This window comes from Paenibacillus sp. FSL M8-0212 (genome assembly GCF_038004645.1).
In the GTDB taxonomy this organism is placed as follows: Bacteria; Bacillota; Bacilli; order Paenibacillales; family Paenibacillaceae; genus Paenibacillus.
The window spans coordinates 4,005,618-4,026,618 of sequence record NZ_JBBORP010000001.1 but is presented as its reverse complement, the minus strand read 5'-3'; the positions used below and the strand labels follow the sequence as shown (position 1 = coordinate 4,026,618).

Annotated in this window: 15 protein-coding genes and 1 other annotated feature; all 15 genes read right to left on the bottom strand. The window is 47.8% G+C overall.

Going from position 1 to position 21,001, the window contains the following annotated elements; genetic code table 11:
• Window positions 1-66: 66 nt before the first annotated feature.
• On the bottom strand, window positions 67-2,733 hold the full coding sequence (locus MKX68_RS17745; protein ID WP_340913339.1) for a valine--tRNA ligase: 2,667 nt from the start codon (window positions 2,731-2,733) through the stop codon (window positions 67-69).
• 61 nt (window positions 2,734-2,794) lie between these two features.
• Window positions 2,795-3,076 (bottom strand) — a binding site (T-box leader).
• Between the two features lie 155 nt (window positions 3,077-3,231).
• Window positions 3,232-4,815, bottom strand: a complete 1,584-nt coding sequence (locus tag MKX68_RS17740) for a LysM peptidoglycan-binding domain-containing protein (RefSeq protein ID WP_340913338.1) — start codon at window positions 4,813-4,815, stop codon at window positions 3,232-3,234.
• A 375-nt stretch (window positions 4,816-5,190) separates the two neighbouring features.
• Window positions 5,191-6,090 carry an RluA family pseudouridine synthase gene (locus tag MKX68_RS17735; RefSeq protein ID WP_340913336.1) on the bottom strand — a complete coding sequence of 300 codons (900 nt, stop codon included), beginning with the start codon at window positions 6,088-6,090 and terminating at the stop codon, window positions 5,191-5,193.
• The gene (gene hemL / locus MKX68_RS17730) at window positions 6,087-7,391 is read right to left on the bottom strand and encodes a glutamate-1-semialdehyde 2,1-aminomutase (protein ID WP_047841187.1); all 1,305 of its coding nucleotides are present in this window, start codon (window positions 7,389-7,391) and stop codon (window positions 6,087-6,089) included. The genes MKX68_RS17735 and hemL overlap by 4 nt, the downstream gene beginning before the upstream one ends.
• A gap of 26 nt (window positions 7,392-7,417) precedes the next feature.
• On the bottom strand, window positions 7,418-8,419 hold the full coding sequence (gene hemB, locus MKX68_RS17725; protein WP_340913332.1) for a porphobilinogen synthase: 1,002 nt from the start codon (window positions 8,417-8,419) through the stop codon (window positions 7,418-7,420).
• Between the two features lie 223 nt (window positions 8,420-8,642).
• The gene (cobA, locus tag MKX68_RS17720) at window positions 8,643-10,205 is read right to left on the bottom strand and encodes a uroporphyrinogen-III C-methyltransferase (protein ID WP_338588368.1); all 1,563 of its coding nucleotides are present in this window, start codon (window positions 10,203-10,205) and stop codon (window positions 8,643-8,645) included.
• 4 nt (window positions 10,206-10,209) lie between these two features.
• Window positions 10,210-11,166 (bottom strand): hydroxymethylbilane synthase, encoded by a 957-nt coding sequence (gene hemC, locus MKX68_RS17715; RefSeq protein WP_091037577.1) that lies wholly within the window; start codon window positions 11,164-11,166, stop codon window positions 10,210-10,212.
• 2 nt (window positions 11,167-11,168) lie between these two features.
• Window positions 11,169-11,819, bottom strand: a complete 651-nt coding sequence (locus tag MKX68_RS17710; protein WP_339789337.1) for a precorrin-2 dehydrogenase/sirohydrochlorin ferrochelatase family protein — start codon at window positions 11,817-11,819, stop codon at window positions 11,169-11,171.
• Window positions 11,820-11,824: 5 nt separating this feature from the next.
• Window positions 11,825-12,652, bottom strand: coding sequence for a cytochrome c biogenesis protein CcsA (gene ccsA, locus MKX68_RS17705; protein WP_445259491.1), 828 nt, complete (start codon window positions 12,650-12,652; stop codon window positions 11,825-11,827).
• A gap of 14 nt (window positions 12,653-12,666) precedes the next feature.
• Window positions 12,667-14,052, bottom strand: coding sequence for a glutamyl-tRNA reductase (gene hemA, locus MKX68_RS17700; RefSeq protein ID WP_133387117.1), 1,386 nt, complete (start codon window positions 14,050-14,052; stop codon window positions 12,667-12,669).
• A 341-nt stretch (window positions 14,053-14,393) separates the two neighbouring features.
• The gene (gene speD / locus MKX68_RS17695) at window positions 14,394-14,795 is read right to left on the bottom strand and encodes an adenosylmethionine decarboxylase (protein ID WP_338588370.1); all 402 of its coding nucleotides are present in this window, start codon (window positions 14,793-14,795) and stop codon (window positions 14,394-14,396) included.
• 334 nt (window positions 14,796-15,129) lie between these two features.
• On the bottom strand, window positions 15,130-15,717 hold the full coding sequence (locus tag MKX68_RS17690) for a non-ribosomal peptide synthetase module (RefSeq protein ID WP_340913326.1): 588 nt from the start codon (window positions 15,715-15,717) through the stop codon (window positions 15,130-15,132).
• A gap of 267 nt (window positions 15,718-15,984) precedes the next feature.
• Window positions 15,985-16,641: a ribosome biogenesis GTP-binding protein YihA/YsxC gene (yihA, locus tag MKX68_RS17685; RefSeq protein WP_340913322.1), complete on the bottom strand. Its 657-nt coding sequence runs from the start codon at window positions 16,639-16,641 to the stop codon at window positions 15,985-15,987.
• 156 nt (window positions 16,642-16,797) lie between these two features.
• Window positions 16,798-19,137 (bottom strand): endopeptidase La, encoded by a 2,340-nt coding sequence (gene lon / locus MKX68_RS17680; RefSeq protein ID WP_338588371.1) that lies wholly within the window; start codon window positions 19,135-19,137, stop codon window positions 16,798-16,800.
• A gap of 86 nt (window positions 19,138-19,223) precedes the next feature.
• Complete coding sequence (gene lonB / locus MKX68_RS17675; protein WP_340913320.1) at window positions 19,224-20,978, bottom strand: ATP-dependent protease LonB; 1,755 nt, start codon at window positions 20,976-20,978, stop codon at window positions 19,224-19,226.
• Window positions 20,979-21,001 lie beyond the last annotated feature (23 nt).

Genomic DNA, 21,001 nt, shown 5'->3' with positions numbered 1-21,001 from the left:
CGGTCCCGAGTTTGAGTGAAAAAAGCGGCCGGATGGCATAATGGCTCTCCATCCGACCCAAATATATTAACCTTTAAGTTCCTTGATTCTTGCAATCACTTTATCCCGTTTATCGGAATAATCTGCTTGCTTGGCGCGCTCTTCCTCAATAACTTTGGCAGGAGCTTTGGCTACAAAGCCTTCGTTCGCCAGCTTTTTCTCTACACGGAGAACTTCGCCCTCAAGATTCTGCAACTCTTTCTCCAAACGAGCCACTTCCTGCTCGATATCAATAAGACCTGCGAGCGGCAAGTATAGTTCTGCCCCCGTAATGATCGCAGTCATCGCCTTATCCGGTGAGCTTAGATCCAGCCCACTATCGAACTCGGACGTATTACAGAAACGTTTGATGTAGTGACTGTTGCGCTCAATGATGCTGGACGTCTCAGCACTATTTGCTTTGACCATCAACTCAATCTTTTTGCTCATCGGCACGTTCACTTCTGCACGAATGTTTCGAACTGCACGAATGGTATCCATGAGCAGGTTCATCTCGGCAACAGCCTCTGGGTTCTCAAGAGCAGGATCATATACCGGCCATGATGCCAGCGTAATGGTCTCACCTTCATGCGGCAGATGCTGCCAGATCTCTTCGGAGATGTATGGCATAAACGGATGAATCAGGCGCATGGTCTGATCCAGCACATAAGCAAGCACGGATTGTGTTTTCTTCTTGGCAACCGGATCTTCCCCATAGAAGGACAGCTTAGCAAACTCGATGTACCAGTCACACAGGTCATCCCAGATAAAGTTATACAACACACGACCCGTTTCCCCAAATTCATACGCTTCGATTAGACGCGTAATATCGCGGGAAGTTTCGTTCAGACGGTGCAAAATCCAATAATCCGCTGTACCAAGCTCTCCACTGATGTCACGTTCCTCATAGGTGAATCCTTCCAGATTCATCAATGCAAAGCGCGAAGCATTCCAGATCTTGTTGGCAAAATTACGAGCCTGTTCCACCCGTTCCCAACGGAAACGGAGATCCTGACCTGGCGTGCTGCTGGTTGAGATCATATAACGCATTGCATCTGCGCCATATTTCTCAATCACATCCAGCGGATCTACGCCGTTGCCCAGTGATTTGGACATTTTGCGTCCATCTGCATCACGAACAAGACCATGCATCAGCACATCCTTGAACGGAATCTCATCGGTGAATTCCAATGCAGTGAAAATCATACGTGCAACCCAGAAATATATGATGTCATACCCTGTTACAAGTACACTTGTCGGATAATAACGTTTCAGGTCTTCCGTATCTTCCGGCCAGCCTAGTGTGGAGAATGGCCATAAGCCGGAGCTAAACCAAGTATCGAGTACGTCTTCGTCCTGTCTGAGTTTGCGTCCAGCATACTCTGGCAGCGTTGTTGGATCTTCAGCAGATACGATGATTTCACCTGTTTCTTCATCATACCAGGCAGGAATACGATGTCCCCACCACAGTTGACGGGAAATACACCAGTCACGAACGTTTTCGATCCAGTTCAGATAGGTTTTCTCAAAACGATCTGGAACAAAATTAACTCCTTCGCCGCTCTGTTGTTTCTTAATCGCTCTCTCTGCAAGTGGCTTCATCTCAACGAACCACTGTGTAGACAGATACGGCTCAACAACAGCTCCGGTACGCTCACTGTGTCCAACCTGATGCGTGTGATCCTCGATATTAATCAATACGCCCTGCTCTTTCAAGTCAGCAACAATCTGCTTGCGGCAGTCACTGCGATCCAGTCCCTGATACTTGCCAGCCTCAGCATTCATTGTGCCGCTCTCATCCATTACCGTAATTTGAGGCAGATCATGACGAAGACCTACTTCAAAGTCATTTGGATCATGCGCAGGCGTGATTTTAACAGCACCACTTCCGAACTCTTTATCCACATAATCATCAGCGATAATTGGAATTTCGCGTCCAATGATAGGCAGTACAAGTACTTTACCAATCATATCTGCATAACGCTCATCCTTCGGATGAACAGCAACCGCTGTATCACCCAGCATCGTTTCAGGACGCGTTGTTGCCACTGTAACGTAGCCACTTCCGTCTTTGAGCGGGTAACGCAGATGGTACAAGTGACCCTGTACCTCTTTATATTCAACCTCAATGTCGGACAGAGCTGTCCGGTTCACCGGATCCCAGTTAATGATGCGTTTGCCTCGGTAAATAAGGCCTTTTTCATATAGCTGAACAAATACTTTACGAACCGCTTGGGACAGACCTTCATCCAGCGTAAAACGTTCACGGGAGTAATCAAGCGACAATCCCATTTTGCCCCATTGCTGACGAATGGTAGTGGCATATTGATCTTTCCAGTCCCATACTTTCTCCAGAAACTTCTCGCGTCCCAGATCATAACGAGTCAGACCTTCTTCACGCAGCTTCTGCTCCACTTTGGTTTGGGTAGCAATACCTGCATGGTCGGAACCCGGAAGCCACAGTGCGTCATAACCTTGCATCCGTTTGGTGCGGATCAGAATATCCTGCAGTGTAAAATCGAGCGCATGCCCTATGTGCAGCATCCCGGTCACATTTGGGGGTGGAATTACAATCGTATACGGCTCGGCATCTTTACGTTGACCGGCTTTGAAATATCCACGTTCCATCCAGGTGGAGTACCATTTATCCTCTGCCGCCTTAGGATCGTAAGTGGTTGGCATTTCTGTTGCAGCTGATTTTTTTTCCTCAGACATGTGTCATTCCTCCGTTACTTCATCATCTTCGCCAAAAAAAACAAAAAAAACCTTTCATCCATCAAAGGACGAAAGGTTAGCTTTCGCGGTACCACCTTTGTTTCACGCCTACAGCAAGATAGACTTCACCCTCTGTACATGACGTGACACTTCAAGCAGATAACGGCTGCTACCGGCCCATCCTACCTCAGAAATAAATGACGATAGATCTCATTCATCTCTTGTATTCAAACAGGCAACTCCCGGGCGACTTCGATCAGTTGGTTCCTGCGGAATCTCACAGCGCTGCAATTCCACTCTCTGAAAGGTCATACTGTCTACTACTCCCGTTCCACGTTGTTCTTCAAAAAACCTACACACATCATACCTTGCTCGTGCGCGATAGTCAACCTGACAACAGTGGATAAAGAGCGCTGGAATGCAGGTTTAGGACGAATCATGCAAAAACCCGCAATCCTCAAGGGGATCACGGGTCGTAACGAAGGCTTTAACTACGGATTAAGGGATGTACAATATCTGACCTTCTTCCACAACCTGCTCAGATAATCGGTTATACAACTGAAGTTCCCTCGTGCTCAATTGATATCGATCTGCAATGGCATCCAGTGTATCTTCTCGCTGAACGATGCACAGTTTCACCTTGCGGAATGGGGTCTGGTCCACGATCGTTCCCAGGAACAGGTTCTTCCATTCCACATCATCAGCTGGATACGTTTCTTCCTGTACCACACCCGCAGGAACTTCATCGCCTCGCTCCACTTCAGCATCGCGTGCCGCTCTGCCCGAGGATAACAAGGAAGAGATACCTACGCCCTCTTCTTGCCGTGGTGCGGATTCCTTTTTGCTGCCAAAAGCAACCTTCAGCTCCGGCTTGTCTTCCGTCTCAGCCACAGGTTCAGGAACAAATGCTTCGTTCTGCACGAACTCGTCTACCCCAGTCGCTTCAAAAGACGGTCGGTCTTCCTCAGCATTGTCTGGTTCGGACGAAGCAAATACACCTTGCCAGTTCTCCGCCTGTGATTCGACCGGGACATCGGCAACTGCCTGGTTCTCCTGCTGAGGTACAGATCTCGCTGATTCGAAGTGCCATACCTCTGGTGCGTCCGGTACATCTGGGGCTGCCAACTCATTAGATGATTGAGCTACAGGCTCTGAGACTGCTTGATCTCCACCTCTCGAGTTCGCAGGCAATGCATCCACGGAAGGCTCGGACCAACCCGAAGACTCATCTTCCAGAGGCAGCAATGGTTCCGACTCAGGGTAAGAAGCTAATCGATCTGCGGTCTCAGCCATAAATGACGAGATCGGAGAAGGTTCGCTGTATTGCTCATGAGATGCCAATTCATCTCCATTAGCTGTCAGAGATGCGGGATCTTCGTTTGCATCAGGTTGTCTGTTTTCGTTAGCGTACTCCGCGCTTTGCTCCTCAGATTGAAGTGGCTCGGCCGATGACGAATTCGCATATTCTTGCTGCCATTCTTCGCTATTCCTTAATGTCTCTTCCCTTGTGGACAGGTCAGCGAATTCCGGAGCACCATATGCAAGTTCTGCTGCATTCGCAAGTCTCTCTTCCTCACTCCGCTGGAGCAGGTACTCTTGTGCAAATGTGTTGGGGTCGCTGCCTGTCTGTGCTGCTTCATCGGAACGGTTGGATTGCTGAGCATCAGGTGAATGAACAACTGTAAACTCATCTGCTGACCACACTTGTGGCTCTTCAACAGGAAAGCCCTCGATGCCTCGCAACGACAACACGCCTGTAATGTTCAGACTGCGATTGGATAACAGATCCACGTCAAAATTTTCGATCTCGATGGAAATATCCTCAATCGATCTGACCCGGTTCAGCGGCACTGTGATCTCCACGGGAATGAAATGTTTGAGCTCCTCTGAAACCTCATTTTCTCCTCTGTACGCACCTGTAAGTAAAAGATGTCCTCTTAATGTGGCATGATCATCCTGCCCTATGACTTGAATGCGCGGGTATAGTTCAATCTCCTCCAATTCCTCAATCGCAGGGACTCCCTCAGACAAATGAACGCGCTCATAAATATCGAACCGCAAACCATAAGGTTGATTCAACAAAGGTGGCGTCCTCCTTTCGGCATATGTTCACCATGATCCTTCTCATGGGACTGATCCATGGTCCAAATCCTTCGTTACCCCATCTATATGCCTTGAATGAGATGAGCATGCCACCTTTTGAAAAACCTTGTTATATAAAGCGAAATATAGAATGTAGCACCTAGCCACTTCGATGACAGAATAACCTTCCGATCACTGTTTTCCCCAGATTTTTTTGATTCCCTTCTTCAAAGGGAAAATCTAGGGATAGCTTATGCTTCCGAAGCAGCTTTCTTTCAGAAAGCTTTTAGGCGAACGCTCCGCTTCTTCACGTTATTTCTGTCCTCTCCTTTCTCGTGTAACTAGTCAGTCAAACTTATATAGTGTATTAATAAATTAACTCTCACGCTCTGCCAATTGTGTGAAATCGGATGGCCAAGGATCATTCACTTCAATCATCGCTCCGGTTAACGGGTGGCTAAACTTCAGCACCTCTCCATGAAGCGCCTGCCGACCAATGGCATCCGCTCTGCCTCCATACAACGCATCACCAATAAGCGGGTGTCCCGCGTAACTTAGGTGTACACGAATTTGGTGTGTTCGTCCTGTATCCAGCTTTAATCGTACAAGGGTTGCTCGTTCCCATACTTCGGCGATCTCCACATGAGTAACAGCTTCCTGTCCACCTTCGGAGACACGCCTGCGCTGTTTGTGATGTCTGTCCTTGCCAATTGGAGCATCAATTTTGCGGAGTTCAAGGGGGATTTGTCCACCTGCAATAGCTACATAATGGCGGCCAATTTCTTTGCGGCGCATCGCTTCATCCAGTTTGGCGAGGGCAAAAGCATTTTTGGCATACAGGACAGGTCCGGTTGTATCCTCATCCAGTCGATGAACATGGCGTACGCTCGCCTGTATTCCGTTCATTTCATAATAAGAGGCAACCACATGATCCAGCGTGATGGCCTGATCAGCACGGCTTCCATCCGGATGCAGTTTCATGCCTGCCGGTTTGTGCATAACCAGACAGAAATCATCCTCATACAACACATCCACATCAGCCCAGCGTGGCTCCACATCGATTGGCTGGGACGCAAAAAGGGCCAGCCGAAGCCGGTCCCCTGCAAGTTGTATTCCACGGTTTGCTTTCAGCTGACGGAGCAGTTTCTCCGGAAACTGAAGCTCAGACAATAGCCATTGCTCTGCAGCCATCGGTTTGTCCGAACTGCCTGTTACGGCTTTCCCTGGCATCAGCTCAAGCCATTCCCCGCGGCGTTTCCAACTTTTAATAGTCATAGCGATTGAAGAGCTTTACGATTCGCCTCGATCGTATCGTCAATATCCTGCTCCGTGTGCACACCAGAGACAAACATGCCTTCGTATTGCGAAGGCGCAACACTCACACCTTGATCAATCATGGCCGCAAAATAACGACGGAATTGATCCAGATTGCTTTCTTTGGCAATATCATAATTGGTTACTGGAACGGCACTAAAGAATGGACAAACCATGGAACCCACACGGTTAATGGTTATTGCAATACCCGTCTCAGCTGCATTTTTCTCGAATCCGGCTTGCAAACGTGCAGACAGTGTCTCCAGACGGTCATAGACCTCTGGTGTTAACAATTTGAGCGTCGTATATCCTGCTGCCATAGCCAGCGGATTCCCGCTAAGTGTACCCGCCTGATAGATCGGTCCCGTAGGGGCAATCTGTTCCATCAGATCCCGGCGACCACCATAAGCACCAACCGGGAGTCCGCCACCGATCACTTTACCCAGACAAGTCAGGTCAGGTGTAACCCCATACCGTCCCTGAGCACAGTTCAATCCTACGCGGAAACCAGTCATGACTTCGTCAAAAATAAGCAGGCTGCCATATTGCGTTGTCAAACTGCGCAAGCCTTCAAGGAATCCGGAAGCCGGAGGTACAACCCCCATGTTACCCGCCACAGGTTCCACAATAACAGCGGCCAGCTCTTCACCATAACGTTCAAAAGCAAGCTTCACGGACTCCAGATCGTTATAAGGTACCGTAATTGTATTCACAGCTACACCCTCAGGTACACCTGGACTATCCGGTAGACCCAGTGTTGCAACACCTGAACCCGCCTTGATCAGCAAGCTGTCCGCATGTCCATGATATGATCCTTCAAACTTCAGAATTTTACTGCGTCCGGTTACCCCGCGTGCCAGTCGAATGGCACTCATGGTTGCTTCCGTACCGGAATTAACCATCCGCACGATATCGATAGAAGGTACACGCTCACAGACCAGTTTTGCCATTTCGGTCTCCAGCAAGGTAGGTGCACCAAAGCTTGTTCCTTTAAGGGCTGTCTCACGCAAAGCCTCAACAACGTCAGGGTGTGCATGTCCCATGATGAGTGGACCCCACGATCCCACATAGTCAATAAAAACATTGCCATCAATATCGTAGATTTTGGACCCTTCGCCGCGCTCAGCATAGATCGGAGTAAGTCCCACCGATTTGAATGCGCGCACAGGGCTGTTCACCCCCCCGGGTATGTACTGCTTCGCTTCCTCAAACGCGCTGCGTGAGCGCTCATCATTGCGACGATTACCTTGTTGTGCAGTCATGAATATCCTCCTTCATGTAATTTATTTTATTTCTCAGCCAGCCAGCGTGAAGCGTCTTTTCCGTAGTAGGTAATGATCATATCTGCACCTGCGCGTTTCATGCTGAGCAGGATTTCCATGGCGACTTTTTTCTCATCGATCCAGCCTTGAATCGCCGCTGCCTTAACCATGGCATACTCGCCACTTACATTATAGGCAACAAGAGGAAGATCAAATTGATCCTTGATGGTGCGCATAACATCCAGATAGGAAAGGGATGGTTTTACCATCAACATGTCCGCTCCTTCCAGCACATCCGTTTCGGCTTCCCGCAAAGCTTCACGTGCATTGGCCGGGTCCATCTGATACGACTTGCGGTCTCCGAATTGGGGTGTGGAATCCGCAGCTTCACGGAATGGACCATAGAATGCCGACGCGTATTTTACAGAGTAGGACATGATCGGAATATGACTGAATCCATTCTCGTCCAGCCCGGCACGGATCGCTTGTACAAATCCATCCATCATGTTGGATGGTGCAATAATGTCCGCTCCTGCTTTGGCTTGGGACACTGCCGTTTGCACGAGCAGATCAAGGGATTCGTCATTTAACACATCTCCGCAGATGTGACCGTCAATCTCCACGCTGTGTACCATACCGCAGTGACCATGATCCGTGAATTCGCATAGACAAGTATCTGCAACAACCAGCAGTTCTGGGTACCAGGATTTGATCAATCTTGTCGCTTCCTGCACAATGCCATCTTCAGCAAAGCCAGATGAACCAACACTATCCTTAGTCTCCGGAATACCAAACAATAACACCGCTGGAATTCCCAGCTCGGCAATTTCTGTTACTTCTTCCTGAAGACGATCCAGCGAGAAGCGGAATACCCCAGGCATGGATTTGATTTCGGATTTTACATTTTCTCCATACGTTACATAGATCGGTTGAATAAAGTCGTCCACGGTTAAATGGGTTTCTCTAACCATATTGCGAATACCTGTGGATTGGCGTAAACGGCGATGCCGTACAATTGGAAAACTCATACGTGTAAAACCTCCCTGAAAGTTAAATAGAGCAAAAAGGGAAGCGCGCTGGTATCCTATCGAATTCAGCACGCTTCATATGTTGACATGATTACATGGATCATTTTCATAACTCGCTAAAAATGGATTTCGTAACTAAATATAGACAAATTGAACCGTTTTGATCTATATTTAGCCTTGATTGAAGCAGCTAAAGGTATTATGAAATTGATTCCCATGTGTATTAATTTCGAAGAGCGCCTTCTTTGGTGCCTGTCCGTTTCCAGTCGCATAGCACGGTGATCAAGCTATCCATCGTTGCTTCCTCTGCCATCAGTGTAACCTTTAGTCCAGCGGCTTCTGCCGTCTTCGCTGTAACAGGTCCGATACACGCAACCTCCACATCTTTCAATAAAGGCAGAGGATCTTGCAACCCCATACGTTTCAACATACTCATGAAGTTGGTAACCGTCGATGAACTTGTAAAGGTCACCGCATGAATTCCACCTTCTTCGAGTAGCTTAATCAGTTCATCATCATCCTCACCAGCGAGGATCGTATCGTAGGTGATGGCTTCGGTGACCTGAAGTCCTCGTTCTCTCAACTGATCACGTAACCATGTACGTGCCAGATCCCCGTGCGGAAGCAGTACTTTCTGACCTTCCTTCAATTCACTTTCAAAAGCCTCAAGCATGCCTTCGGCCTGGAAAGGACCTTTGACAACCTCTGCAACGATGCCATGTTTGCGCAAAGCATCCGCTGTGGAAGGTCCTACGGCAGCAATTCTCGCTTGATGAATCGAGCGAATATCCTTGCCTTCCTGTTCCAGATGGCGGAAGAAAAACTCCACGCCGTTCACACTTGTGAAAAACACCCAGTCATAGGTATTTAAAGCACTGAAGGCGTCTTTGACACTTTGCTGCGCAGATTCAGTAGACGGCATGACCGTCTCAATGACCGGAAACTCATACGGTTCCCCGCCGAGTTCCTCAATGCGATTCACCAGTTCACTCGCCTGACTGCGAGCACGGGTCACCAGAATTCGTTTGCCAAACAGTGGCAGCGCTTCTGCCCATTTCAATTGTTCCCGTTGATTTACGACATCTCCTACCACAATAACAGCTGGTGGTTGGAAATTGGCCGCAATCACTTTTGCTTCTATATCTTCAAGGGTACCTGTAAGGGTATCCTGTTCCGCTCGTGTTCCCCAACGAATCAGAGCTACCGGTGTTTGCGCTGGACGACCATGACGAATCAATTGTTCGCTGATATATCCAATTTTGGCAACCCCCATCATAAATACCAGTGTACCCGTTGCATTCGTCACTTTATCCCAATGGATACTGCGATCAAGCTTGTCCGGACTCTCGTGCCCCGTAATAATAGAGATGGAAGATGCATAGTCACGGTGAGTCACAGGAATTCCGGCATACGCAGGTACACTTATCGCAGCGGTTACCCCAGGCACAATCTCAAACGGAATCCCGTTTTTGTACAGCAAACCTGCCTCTTCGCCCACGCGTCCAAAGATCGTTGGATCGCCACCCTTAAGCCGAACCACAACCTTGCCTTCAAGAGCCAGATCAACCAACAGTTGATTGATCTCTTCCTGTTTCATCGTATGCCGATCCGGGCGCTTGCCCACGTAAATCTTGACTGCGCCGGGTTTCATTTGTTTCAACAATCTCGGACTTGCCAAACGATCATAGACTACAGCATCGGCTTTACCGATGGATTCCCACCCTTTTACCGTAATCAGCTTTGCATCCCCAGGACCTGCTCCTACCAAAAAGACCTTTCCCACCATGTCTTCATCCCCTAACTTCTGCCAGTATCTGCTCTGCTCCCCGTTCAATCAATCTCCAAGCCACTTCTTCACCCAGACGAACCGGGTCTTTGCCGATCAAAGCTTCCTTAAGAATCAGTCCACCATCCGGCGTGCCGACCATACCTGTTAATTGTAACGTGTTTTCACCATTCAGGGAATCCGCATCTTCCTGAGGCAGCCATACCGCATGAGCACCAATTGGAACCTGACAGCCCCCATTCAATACACTGAGAAAACGGCGTTCCGCCTGTACAGGAAATGCTGTCTCCGGATCGTTATACAGCTGCAGCAAGTGCAATAGTTCCTCATCGTCTTCACGACATTCGATACCAAGCGCGCCTTGACCCACTGCCGGAAGGCAAGCTGTTTCCGTCAGGTACTCTGTGATCCGGTCTTCCCAGCCCATACGGTACAATCCTGCAGCTGCCAGAATAATCGCATCGAATCCTTCGGTCTCCAGTTTCCGCAGACGGGAATCAATATTGCCGCGAATCGATTCCAATTGCAAATCCGGACGATAGGCCTTTAGTTGACTCGACCGGCGCAGACTGCTTGTTCCGACTCTAGCTCCTTCTGGCAGTTGATCCAGAGTAAGTCCACCATTGGAGATCAGCGCATCCCGTGGATCTGCACGACGGGGAATAGCACCATTGATTAATCCTTCGGGTAACTCGGAGGGCATATCTTTCATGCTATGCACAGCCATATCAATCGTACGATCAAGCATCGCCTGTTCAATCTCTTTGACAAACAAACCTTTGCCTCCGACTTTTGACAACGTTACATCCAGAATGAGATCTCCCTTGGTAACAATCTTATGTACTTCAAAGTCAAAAGCTAATCCTTCCCGCTCACAAATATCACGTAAATCCTGAATGACATGGCCTGTTTGGGTTAGCGCAAGCGCGCTCTGTCTACTTCCAACTTTAATTGTACGCATATCTACACTTCCTCCTGATTACGGGATATCCAGTCCCCGATTTCTTCTTCGGTCCACCACCGAAAATGGCCTGTACGAATATCTTCTAATATGTGCATTTCAGTTAATTGCCGAAGCAACGCACTTCTGAGACTTGAAGATGATACGCGTGACTTCACCTCGGTCCTCATCTGGTGCAAAAACTCAAGGTACGTCTCATACTCATCACCGAATTGTCGTTCGAGTGTGGCACGTATCTCCGCAGCTGCTGCCGGTCCCGCTCCTGCTGTGGATATCGCTATGCTTAATCTCCCACGCCTTACCACGCTTGGCGTAATAAAGCTGCTGTGCTCCGAAGACATTGCGTTATTCACCAATATGCCCGCAGCCTCAGCATCCCGAACCACAGTTGAATTGACCTCTGAATGGTCAGTCGCTGCATATACGAGAAAGGCCCCCCGCAAATCTCCATTGCGGTAGGACCGGTCTATCCATTGAATTCGGAATTCATGATGCAGTTGTTTTAATACGGGGGTAAGCTCCGGACTAATGACCGTAATCTGTGCCTCGGCATGCAGTAATCCCTTAATTTTACGTTCGGCAACACGTCCACCACCAACCACGCAGCACTTCTTGCCTGAAGTATTCACAAATATCGGCGTGTAACGGTCCATCCCCTTCACTCTCCCGTCCAACGATGAAACGCTGAATACGCATTGGATAAAAAACTTATAATGACAAATCCGTACCCAATCAGTGTCCATCTTGCCATGATAATTGTAGAGAACTGTTTCCTTCTCTTAGATACGAAGTACCCCACATAGATGGCTATAGCAAGACCTGTCGCAATAACTTTGAGATCCAAGAGTAGAATCCAGCGTCTTTCCGCCACAATGGATAATACGGCAAGCATCACAGAAACGCCAAGGAGCGGTGTACCTATGAAATTAGCACCATCCATGTATTTGCCGATCACTTCCAGGCTTGGCAGCCGTCGCATCGTATCATTCCACTTTTTTTTCTTCAACTTACGGTGCAGGAACAGATATAACATGGCAAATACCGTAGCAACGGTTAACGCCGCAAAACCAAGATTCGCCAAGGTAATATGCATAATGAGTAATCCATGTACCGTTTGCCAGTTATGCAGTGATATCTCTCCGGCCGTAAACCACAGTCGGTTTAATACCGTAACGGAAAAACCTACAACATTCAGCAACAATATCACAAATTCAGAACGCTGGATGCGAGTCATGACGAGAGACATCAGCACAATACTGAATGAAAATATAAACAAAAAATCAAAGGTAGTATAGATGGGGAAATGGCCTTCAGTCCACATGCGCAATATGACATGTGTTACCTGCAATCCCCAAACAACGACAAGAAACCCTGTGCCTGTCCGCTTCGCCCCCGCATTGCGTCGAATGCAGTCCGAGAAATAGAACAGTAGGCTCAGGGCATACATATAGATTAGAGCTTCATAGACTTGTTCAGCAAGGGTCAAGCTGCCCACCCGCCTTATACGCCTGCCGGAGCATAAGCCGGCACGGGGTCTTGCCGGTTTTCGTTAAGGTGAGCAGCTGGTTTCGCCAGAGCTGTGGCATCACTCTGACTCACTTTTTCAGCGGCCACCTCTACTGCATCTTCCAGAGCGAAAATCTGAGTAAACATGCGCAGAGCTTCATCACCTTGCTTCGTGCCTGCCATTTCCTTAATCCGATTAATCGGATCTGTCGTCATTTGGTTCACAATACTCTTGGTCAAACGACGAATGACTTTACGTTGATGTTCATCGAGCTCAGGCAGTTTATTAAACAGGCTATCCATCGTTTCTTCATGAATGGAGACACCTTTTTCCTGCAAAGCGCGAATAACGGGACGAACACCCAACGTTTTGAGCCAATGGTAATAATCCTCCATCTCAAGCTCAATCATTCTCTCAATCTTGGCAGCTTCCACCTTACGCATCTCCAGGTTGCTCTCCACAATTCCTTCCAGATCATCAATGTCATAGAGAAATACGTTGGATAATTCACCAATCGCCGGATCAATATCCCGTGGAACCGCAATATCAATCAGGAACAATGGACGAGATTGACGACGCTTCATGCTCTCCCGTACCACTGCTGCATCCATGACATAACGTTCAGCTCCAGTGGAACTAATCACAATATCAACTTCATTAAGTCGATCTAATGCCTGTTCCATGGTACAAGGTGTGCCCCGGAACTTGGCTGCCAATTCTTCAGCTCTTGCGAGCGTACGATTCGCCACGATAACCTCGGATGCCCCGTTGGCGTAGAGATGTTTCACGGTAAGTTCACTCATCTTGCCGGCACCCAAAATGAGCACCTTCTTGTCTGTGAACATGCCAAAAATCCTCTTACCGAGTTCAACAGCAGCATAACTGACAGATACGGCGCTTTCCCCAATGGAAGTCTCCGAATGTGCCCGTTTGCCCAATGTAACTGCCTGCTTAAATAACTTATTAAACCAGGTACCTGTTGATTTCTCTTCCTGCGCTTTAAGAAAAGCCTGTTTCACCTGTCCAAGAATCTGAGTCTCACCAATGACCATGGAATCTAGTCCGCAGATGACGCGGAACAAATGGCGCATGGCTTGATCATCTTCATATATATATAAGTGTTGCGTAAATTCTTCCCGTGGTACATTAAACCATTGTTCCATGAATGTTCGAATAAAATAACCACACATGTGAAGACGGTCCACCACAACATACAACTCGGTACGGTTACATGTGGCTACGATTACACCTTCCAATACACTCTTGGTCAGCTTGAGCTGCTGCAGCGCTTCAGACAAGTCCTTTTCTGCAAATGTGAATCGTTCCCTAACCTCTACAGGCGCCGTGCGATAATTCAAACCAACGACAACGATGTGCATTGCAAGTTCACCTGCCTAATAAATTTCCAATCAAAGTGCTTACTGCATATGTCTATCCATTTATGATTGACATGGTTAATTATATCACACATCATAGCCGTGACCGGGTCATTTTTATGAAATGTTTATGAAATCACCATGTTCATCATCATATGCACTGTCATTTATTGTAGTGTCTCACCAAAGTTCACCGTTATGCGTTAAAAAGTGTCGATTATGAATATTCATAACGATACGCATATTAAAACAAATAGCCATGGAATTATTCCATGACTATTTGAGTTTGGGAGGTTATGTGTCCATCCCGATATGTGAACATTGTGTATGCAATATACTTTTATTTAAACCCGTTCAGTCTGGTTGTTCATGTCTGGTGTTTCAACTTGCAATTCGCCCAAACCACGTACCAACTTCTTTGCATACGTTTTTTCAGGCTTTAATACGGATACCAGGTAGTCAATAGCAAGCTGTGGATCTACAGTCTCCCCACAAGTGTAACAATCAATCGCTGCAAAACCTCTCTCAGGATACGTATGAATGGAGAGATGGCTCTCAGACAATAGTACAAGTACGGTCGCTCCCTGTGGATCAAACTGCTTGGACTGCACGGACATCACTGTCGCGCCACATGCCTCCGCTGCTTCAACCATTTGGGATTCCAGATACTCTGCATTGTTCAGTAGATTAAAGTCGACACCCCAAGTATCAACAGCAACGTGTCTTCCGAAAGTTGAATATTCCATCCTTCGGATCCCCCTTCCTAGGAATAAAATGTTTGAAAAATTTCATCCGCTAGGACCTACGTCATTCACTTCCCGAGGGAAAAATCTCTCGCAACATATAATGTCCTGAATGAATCCTGGTTCCTATATTGTTTTCAACGAGATTAAAAATAACATTGAATCAGAGTGAAATCAACCCTTTTCCAGAAGATTGTAAAATAAATATTTTCAATTCGGAATATTCCATCTCACATTAAAAAATCCCCTGAAACCTCCACATTGGCGAGTGCCACTGCCCGGAAGATACAAGGGAATTCATTACATTCATATACGTTTATAAACATACAATTTTAAATTAATAGGCTTCAAGCTCAAACAACCGTTTTTGATGTCGAGCAAGGGTCTCATCAATCTGATGGAGCTGATCAGCAGTCGCATCTTTTCTAGTGTCCAGCAGTGAATCGATCTCGGCATACACACGGTTGATTTCGCGTTCTACATCTCTGGCCTGGAATAGATGTTGCAATTCAAGCAACGTATTTTTGTATTCATAGATCACTCGGGTTTTCTCCCCGGTTTTCTCCACAATTTTACGGACAGTGCCTTGAGCATAAACATACGTCATGGTGAACCCTTTATAGATCCGATGAACGACCCCGTCACCTTTGAAAGTCACAAAGAGCTTCCGGACAACGTTGGTCAAATGCAGATTCACCAGGCGGCAAGATAACTCACAGATATAAAACCCTTCTATGCGGTCAAAAGGGAAATGCACTTCTTCTCCACTTACATCCCCCAGCACAACCTCTTGACAACCATTGTCCAACACCTTAACCCGATGATGAAGCCTGCCGTCTTCTGTCATGCGCAAAAACTGATGCATCTGGGGTTCTGACAATTTCATAGTGGCCTTAACATACTCTGTGGCTAACCGCTGAGCCATACAAATCCCTCAATTCTTTCCCGATTGTTTTGTCTTCCTGCACATGTAGCAGTCATCTCAAAATTCTTCAGGCCGGCAAGGCCGGTATTTTTGGTACTGTTGGCAATATGCACCTATGCTCATTATACACTACCCTAACGCTATTTTTCTCCAGATCCAGATGATGAATTCTCACGAAATCCCATAAAAAACCGGATTAATCTGGATCTCGTCAAAGATTCACTTAGCATGCTCACTTTCCTGCACTAAAACGGTATACTATCTCGGTTATCCGTTAATTTCGTTGTTTTCTTCCTCATCAGAAGCACCCTCTGCTTCCAGCGCTGGTGCATACTTATCTATGCGGGCATGGCGGGTAATGATGTCCCATAACTCTTCTTTCCCCAATCCCTCTTCGGATGAAAACGGCACAAACAAATCCCCTGAACGAAGACCCAGTGATTCTTTAATGACTTTGATATGTTTGGCTCTGCGTGTTTTTGGAATCTTGTCCATCTTGGTTGCAACGACAACCAAAGGCAATCCGTTATGACGAAGCCATTCATTCATCATCTTGTCATCCTTGGATGGCTCATGTCTCATATCCACCATCTGCATAACCAGTTTCAACTCTTCGCGTCCGAGCAAGTATTTCTCCATCATTTTGCCCCAGGCAAAGCGTTGCTCCTTGGAAACTTTAGCGTAGCCATATCCCGGGAAATCGACGAAGTAGAGATCCTGATTAATTTTATAATAGTTCAGTTGCTGTGTCTTACCCGGTGTTGAGCTCGTCCGAGCCAGATTTTTACGATTGATCAAACGGTTGATCAGGGAAGATTTTCCCACATTGGAGCGTCCCGCCAAAGCAATCTCTGGCAGACCGTCCTCGGGGTATTGTTCAGGCCGAACGGCACTGATAATAAATTCAGATTGATTTACTTTCATATTGTATCTTTCCTCTCTTGAACGCCTGTGCTATGCATCACCTGTTGAAGGTATTATGCCATGGATTGTTCTATCATACCAAAAAAACCGTTCCAGCGGACGCCGAAGCCTCCGCAGAACGGTCTACTCTTCATACGAACCTTTCGGATACGTGGATTACAGGTGAATTCCTGCCTGCTCAACAAGTGCATGCTGCAATACCTGATCCATATGGGCTACAGGGACAAACTCCACATCTTCCTTGATGCTGTCTGGAATGTCACGCAGGTCCCTTTCGTTATCCTTAGGCAATAATATTTTTTTATAGCCGGCACGATGGGCTGCCAGTGATTTCTCTTTTAGACCACCAATCGGAAGCACACGTCCACGCAGTGTTATTTCACCAGTCATCGCGATATCCTTGGACACATGTTTGTTCGTCAAGGCTGAGATTAACGCTGTTGCCATCGTAATCCCGGCAGATGGACCATCCTTCGGAATCGCTCCTTCCGGAACGTGGATATGAATATCGTTCTTCTCATGGAAGTCAGGCGAAATCCCAAGCTGTGTAGCTTTGGAACGGGTGTAACTGAATGCGGCTTGTGCCGATTCCTTCATGACATCCCCCAGTTTACCTGTGAGAGTCAATTTACCTGTTCCAGGCACAACTGTCACTTCAATGACAAGGGTATCTCCACCCACTTCAGTCCACGCCAGACCCGTTACAGTACCAATCTGATCCTCCAGTTCGGCCATACCATAACGGAACTTGCCCGGTCCAAGGTAGTCTTTGATCTCATCTGATGAGATGTTAATCTGACCTTCCACACCAGATACGATGTTTTTGGCAGCTTTCCGGCACAACGAAGCCATCTGCTGTTCCAGATTACGCACACCGGACTCCCGTGTATATTCACGAATTACACGCAACAACGCGTCATCCGGGATTTCCAATTGCTCTTCTTCCAGACCATGGTCCTGCTTCTGTTTGGGCAACAAATAGTTTTTCGCAATTTGCAGCTTCTCCAGCTCCGTGTAACCAGGGATGTTGAGCATTTCCATCCGATCCAGCAATGGACGCGGAATATTGTGCACCGTGTTGGCAGTTGTTATAAACATAACGTTGGATAAGTCAAACGGCAATTCTACAAAGTGATCACTAAACGTATTATTCTGTTCCGGATCAAGGACTTCAAGTAACGCTGCGGAAGGGTCTCCGCGGAAATCTGAAGCCATCTTATCAATCTCGTCGAGCAGGAATACCGGATTAAGTGAACCCGCCGTTTTCATCCCCTGGATGATACGTCCAGGCATGGCGCCTACATAGGTGCGACGGTGGCCACGAATCTCGGCTTCATCCCGCACGCCGCCAAGAGAGATTCTTACAAACTCCCGACCTAGCGATCTGGCGATCGAACGGGCAAGTGATGTCTTACCGACCCCTGGAGGTCCAACCAGACAGAGAATTGGCCCTTTGAGCTTCTTGACGAGCTTCTGGACAGCCAGATATTCAAGCACACGCTCTTTGGGTTTTTCCAATCCGTAATGATCTGCATTGAGCACATCTTCGGCTTTTTGAATATCCAAATCATCTGCTGTCATCTGACTCCAAGGAAGGCCAAGCAGCCAATCCACGTAGTTGCGAATGACTCCGCCCTCGGCTGAACTTGCAGGCATCTTCTCCAGTCGATCAATTTCTTTCTCGACCTTTTCTTTCACCTTGTCCGGCAAGCCGAGTTCTTCCATCTGAGTGCGAAGTTCCTCGACCTCACCCGCACGGCCTTCTTTTTCACCCAGTTCTTTCTGGATCGCTTTCATCTGCTCGCGCAAATAATATTCCTTCTGCGTTTTCTCCATCTGTTTCTTCACACGTTGGCTGATCTTGCGTTCAAGCTCCAGCACTTCGCGCTCATTATTCAGGATATCCAGCAATTTCTCCAGACGTTCCCGAACGTCGATGGTCTCCAGAATTTCCTGTTTATCCTTGATCTTCAAGGACAGGTGACTCGTGATGACATCGGCCAGACGCCCTGGTTCTTCGATGTCAGACACCGCTGCGAGTGTCTCTGGTGTCACTTTTTTGGACAGATTAATATAATTCTCGAACTGGTTCAGAACGGTACGCATCAAGGCATCCGTCTCCGGATGGGTATTCTCCTCTTCAGGCAGCTCTTTAGCCAGTACTTCATAATATTCCTCGTTGTCCGTATATTCAATAATTTCAGCCCGTTCCAAGCCTTCCACGAGTACACGAATCGTACCGTTCGGAAGCTTCAGCATCTGTCTGACCTTGGCCACGGTTCCGATTCTGAAAATGTCCTCTTGTGTTGGTTCTTCAATATTTACTTCGGCTTGGGAACATAGGAGAATCAGATGTTCTTCTACCATCGCTTTTTCTAAAGCCTTGACCGATTTCTCCCGGCCCACATCGAGATGCAGTACCATACTCGGGTAGACGAGAAGTCCTCTTAAAGGCAGTAAAGGAAAACGACGACCTTTCGCTTTGCTCGGTCCCATCGCTTTCGCACCTCCAATGGCTCTCAGGTTGTAGTCATTCATTATTCTATCAAATGTTCACATAAAAAACCAATGAAGGGAAGCGCTTAGCAGCTTCCCGAATCTGTAACCTGTCCTGGACGAGGCACGTCCGCACGCAAATAGGAAGCGGATGCCGGTGGAAAAATCTCCGGTGCAGGTGCAACTGTCTCCTCTGCAAGCTTCGTTTGTTCCATCTGTTGTGATTCCGGAACCCAGGCGAACACTTCTCGGAATACGTCCTGTACCGTATCTACCGGGATAACACGCAAGCCATCCAGATTCTCGAAAATGGACTGCCAGTTCTCCGCGGGAATAATAACGGTCTTCGCTCCTGCCTGAAAGGCAGCCTCCACCTTGGCCAGCACGCCACCAATAGGCTTAACCCGACCATGAATACTGATCTCGCCAGTCATCGCTGTCTCATGATCCACAGGGCGTCCCTGAATGGCTGATGTAATGGCAGTCGCCATCGCAATCCCGGCGGATGGACCATCAATAGGCGTCCCACCTGGGAAATTCACGTGTAAATCGTAATCATTCGGACGAATACCCATGGCTTTTAATACGGTTAACACATTTTCAACCGAGCCTTTGGCCATACTTTTTCGCCGGAGTGTACGCGAACCGCCTCCAATCTCTTCTTCATCCACAACGCCTGTAATGTTGATTCGGCCTTGATCTTTAAGAGCCGGAACAGCAGACACTTCGATCTCCAAAATGGTTCCCATATTCGGTCCGTATACCGCCAAGCCGTTAACAAACCCCACCTGCGGCTGTGTAGGGACCTTCCGATCAGGGCGTGGCTGAATCTGACTGCTACCCGCCACCCACTCCACATCAGACGCCTGAAGCGTCTCACGCTTCTCTGTCAGCGCAAGTCCAGCAGCCAGCTGGATGATATTGACCGCTTCACGTCCATTGGTTGCATATCGCTTGACCACATCAACGGCATCCGGACATGGACTGAACCCTATTTTCTGAACAGCATCCTCTGCAATTCGCCCAATCTCCTCAGGCAACAGAGGACGGAAATAAACTTCCATGCAGCGGGAACGCAAAGCTGGTGGCAATTCATGAGGCGAACGTGTCGTTGCTCCAACAAGGCGGAAATCGGCCGGCAGGCCATTTTGAAAAATATCGTGGATATAAGCAGGAGTATGCGTGTCTTCCGAGTTATAGTACGCACTCTCCAAAAACACCTTGCGATCCTCCAACACTTTCAACAGCTTATTCATCTGTATCGAATGTAATTCACCAATTTCATCAATAAAAAGCATTCCCCCATGCGCTTTCGTCACAGCGCCCGGTTTTGGTTGGGGAATACCAGCAACGCCCATAGCTCCTGCTCCCTGATATATCGGATCATGAACCGAACCAATTAAGGGGTCCGCAATACCGCGCTCATCAAAACGGGCTGTTGTTGCATCCAGCTCCGTGAATTTGGCGTCTGGCTTGAATGGAGAAGCTGGATTCTTCTTGGCTTCTTCCAACACGACCCTTGCGGCAGCTGTCTTCCCGACTCCGGGTGGGCCATAAATGATAACGTGTTGCGGATTCGCACTGCATAATGCAGCTTTAAGGGCACGTAGCCCGTCTTTTTGCCCAACAATATCGTTAATGGTAGCTGGACGCGTCTTCTCCGACAGCGGCTTGGTGAGTGAGATCGAACGCAGCTTACGCAGCTTCTCCAGTTCCTTGCGAGATTCACGCTCAACGGCACTGCGGTTTGTTTTCTGGCCACGCAGCAGGTTCCAGAAATACAAACCAATCACCACTCCAAAAAATAACTGAATCAACATGATGACCATACCAAATTCCATGTCTTCACATCCTCCTATTTTGT

Coding starts and splice junctions, on each gene's coding strand:
- hemB (WP_340913332.1), bottom strand. CDS start 8,419: ATGAGTTTTCCAATTGTACGGCATCGCCGTTTACGCCAATCCACAGGT.
- yihA (WP_340913322.1), bottom strand. CDS start 16,641: ATGAAAGTAAATCAATCTGAATTTATTATCAGTGCCGTTCGGCCTGAA.
- MKX68_RS17690 (WP_340913326.1), bottom strand. CDS start 15,717: ATGGCTCAGCGGTTAGCCACAGAGTATGTTAAGGCCACTATGAAATTG.
- MKX68_RS17745 (WP_340913339.1), bottom strand. CDS start 2,733: ATGTCTGAGGAAAAAAAATCAGCTGCAACAGAAATGCCAACCACTTAC.
- hemL (WP_047841187.1), bottom strand. CDS start 7,391: ATGACTGCACAACAAGGTAATCGTCGCAATGATGAGCGCTCACGCAGC.
- lon (WP_338588371.1), bottom strand. CDS start 19,137: ATGGGACCGAGCAAAGCGAAAGGTCGTCGTTTTCCTTTACTGCCTTTA.
- lonB (WP_340913320.1), bottom strand. CDS start 20,978: ATGGAATTTGGTATGGTCATCATGTTGATTCAGTTATTTTTTGGAGTG.
- MKX68_RS17710 (WP_339789337.1), bottom strand. CDS start 11,819: ATGGACCGTTACACGCCGATATTTGTGAATACTTCAGGCAAGAAGTGC.
- hemC (WP_091037577.1), bottom strand. CDS start 11,166: ATGCGTACAATTAAAGTTGGAAGTAGACAGAGCGCGCTTGCGCTAACC.
- MKX68_RS17735 (WP_340913336.1), bottom strand. CDS start 6,090: ATGACTATTAAAAGTTGGAAACGCCGCGGGGAATGGCTTGAGCTGATG.
- hemA (WP_133387117.1), bottom strand. CDS start 14,052: ATGCACATCGTTGTCGTTGGTTTGAATTATCGCACGGCGCCTGTAGAG.
- cobA (WP_338588368.1), bottom strand. CDS start 10,205: ATGGTGGGAAAGGTCTTTTTGGTAGGAGCAGGTCCTGGGGATGCAAAG.
- speD (WP_338588370.1), bottom strand. CDS start 14,795: ATGGAATATTCAACTTTCGGAAGACACGTTGCTGTTGATACTTGGGGT.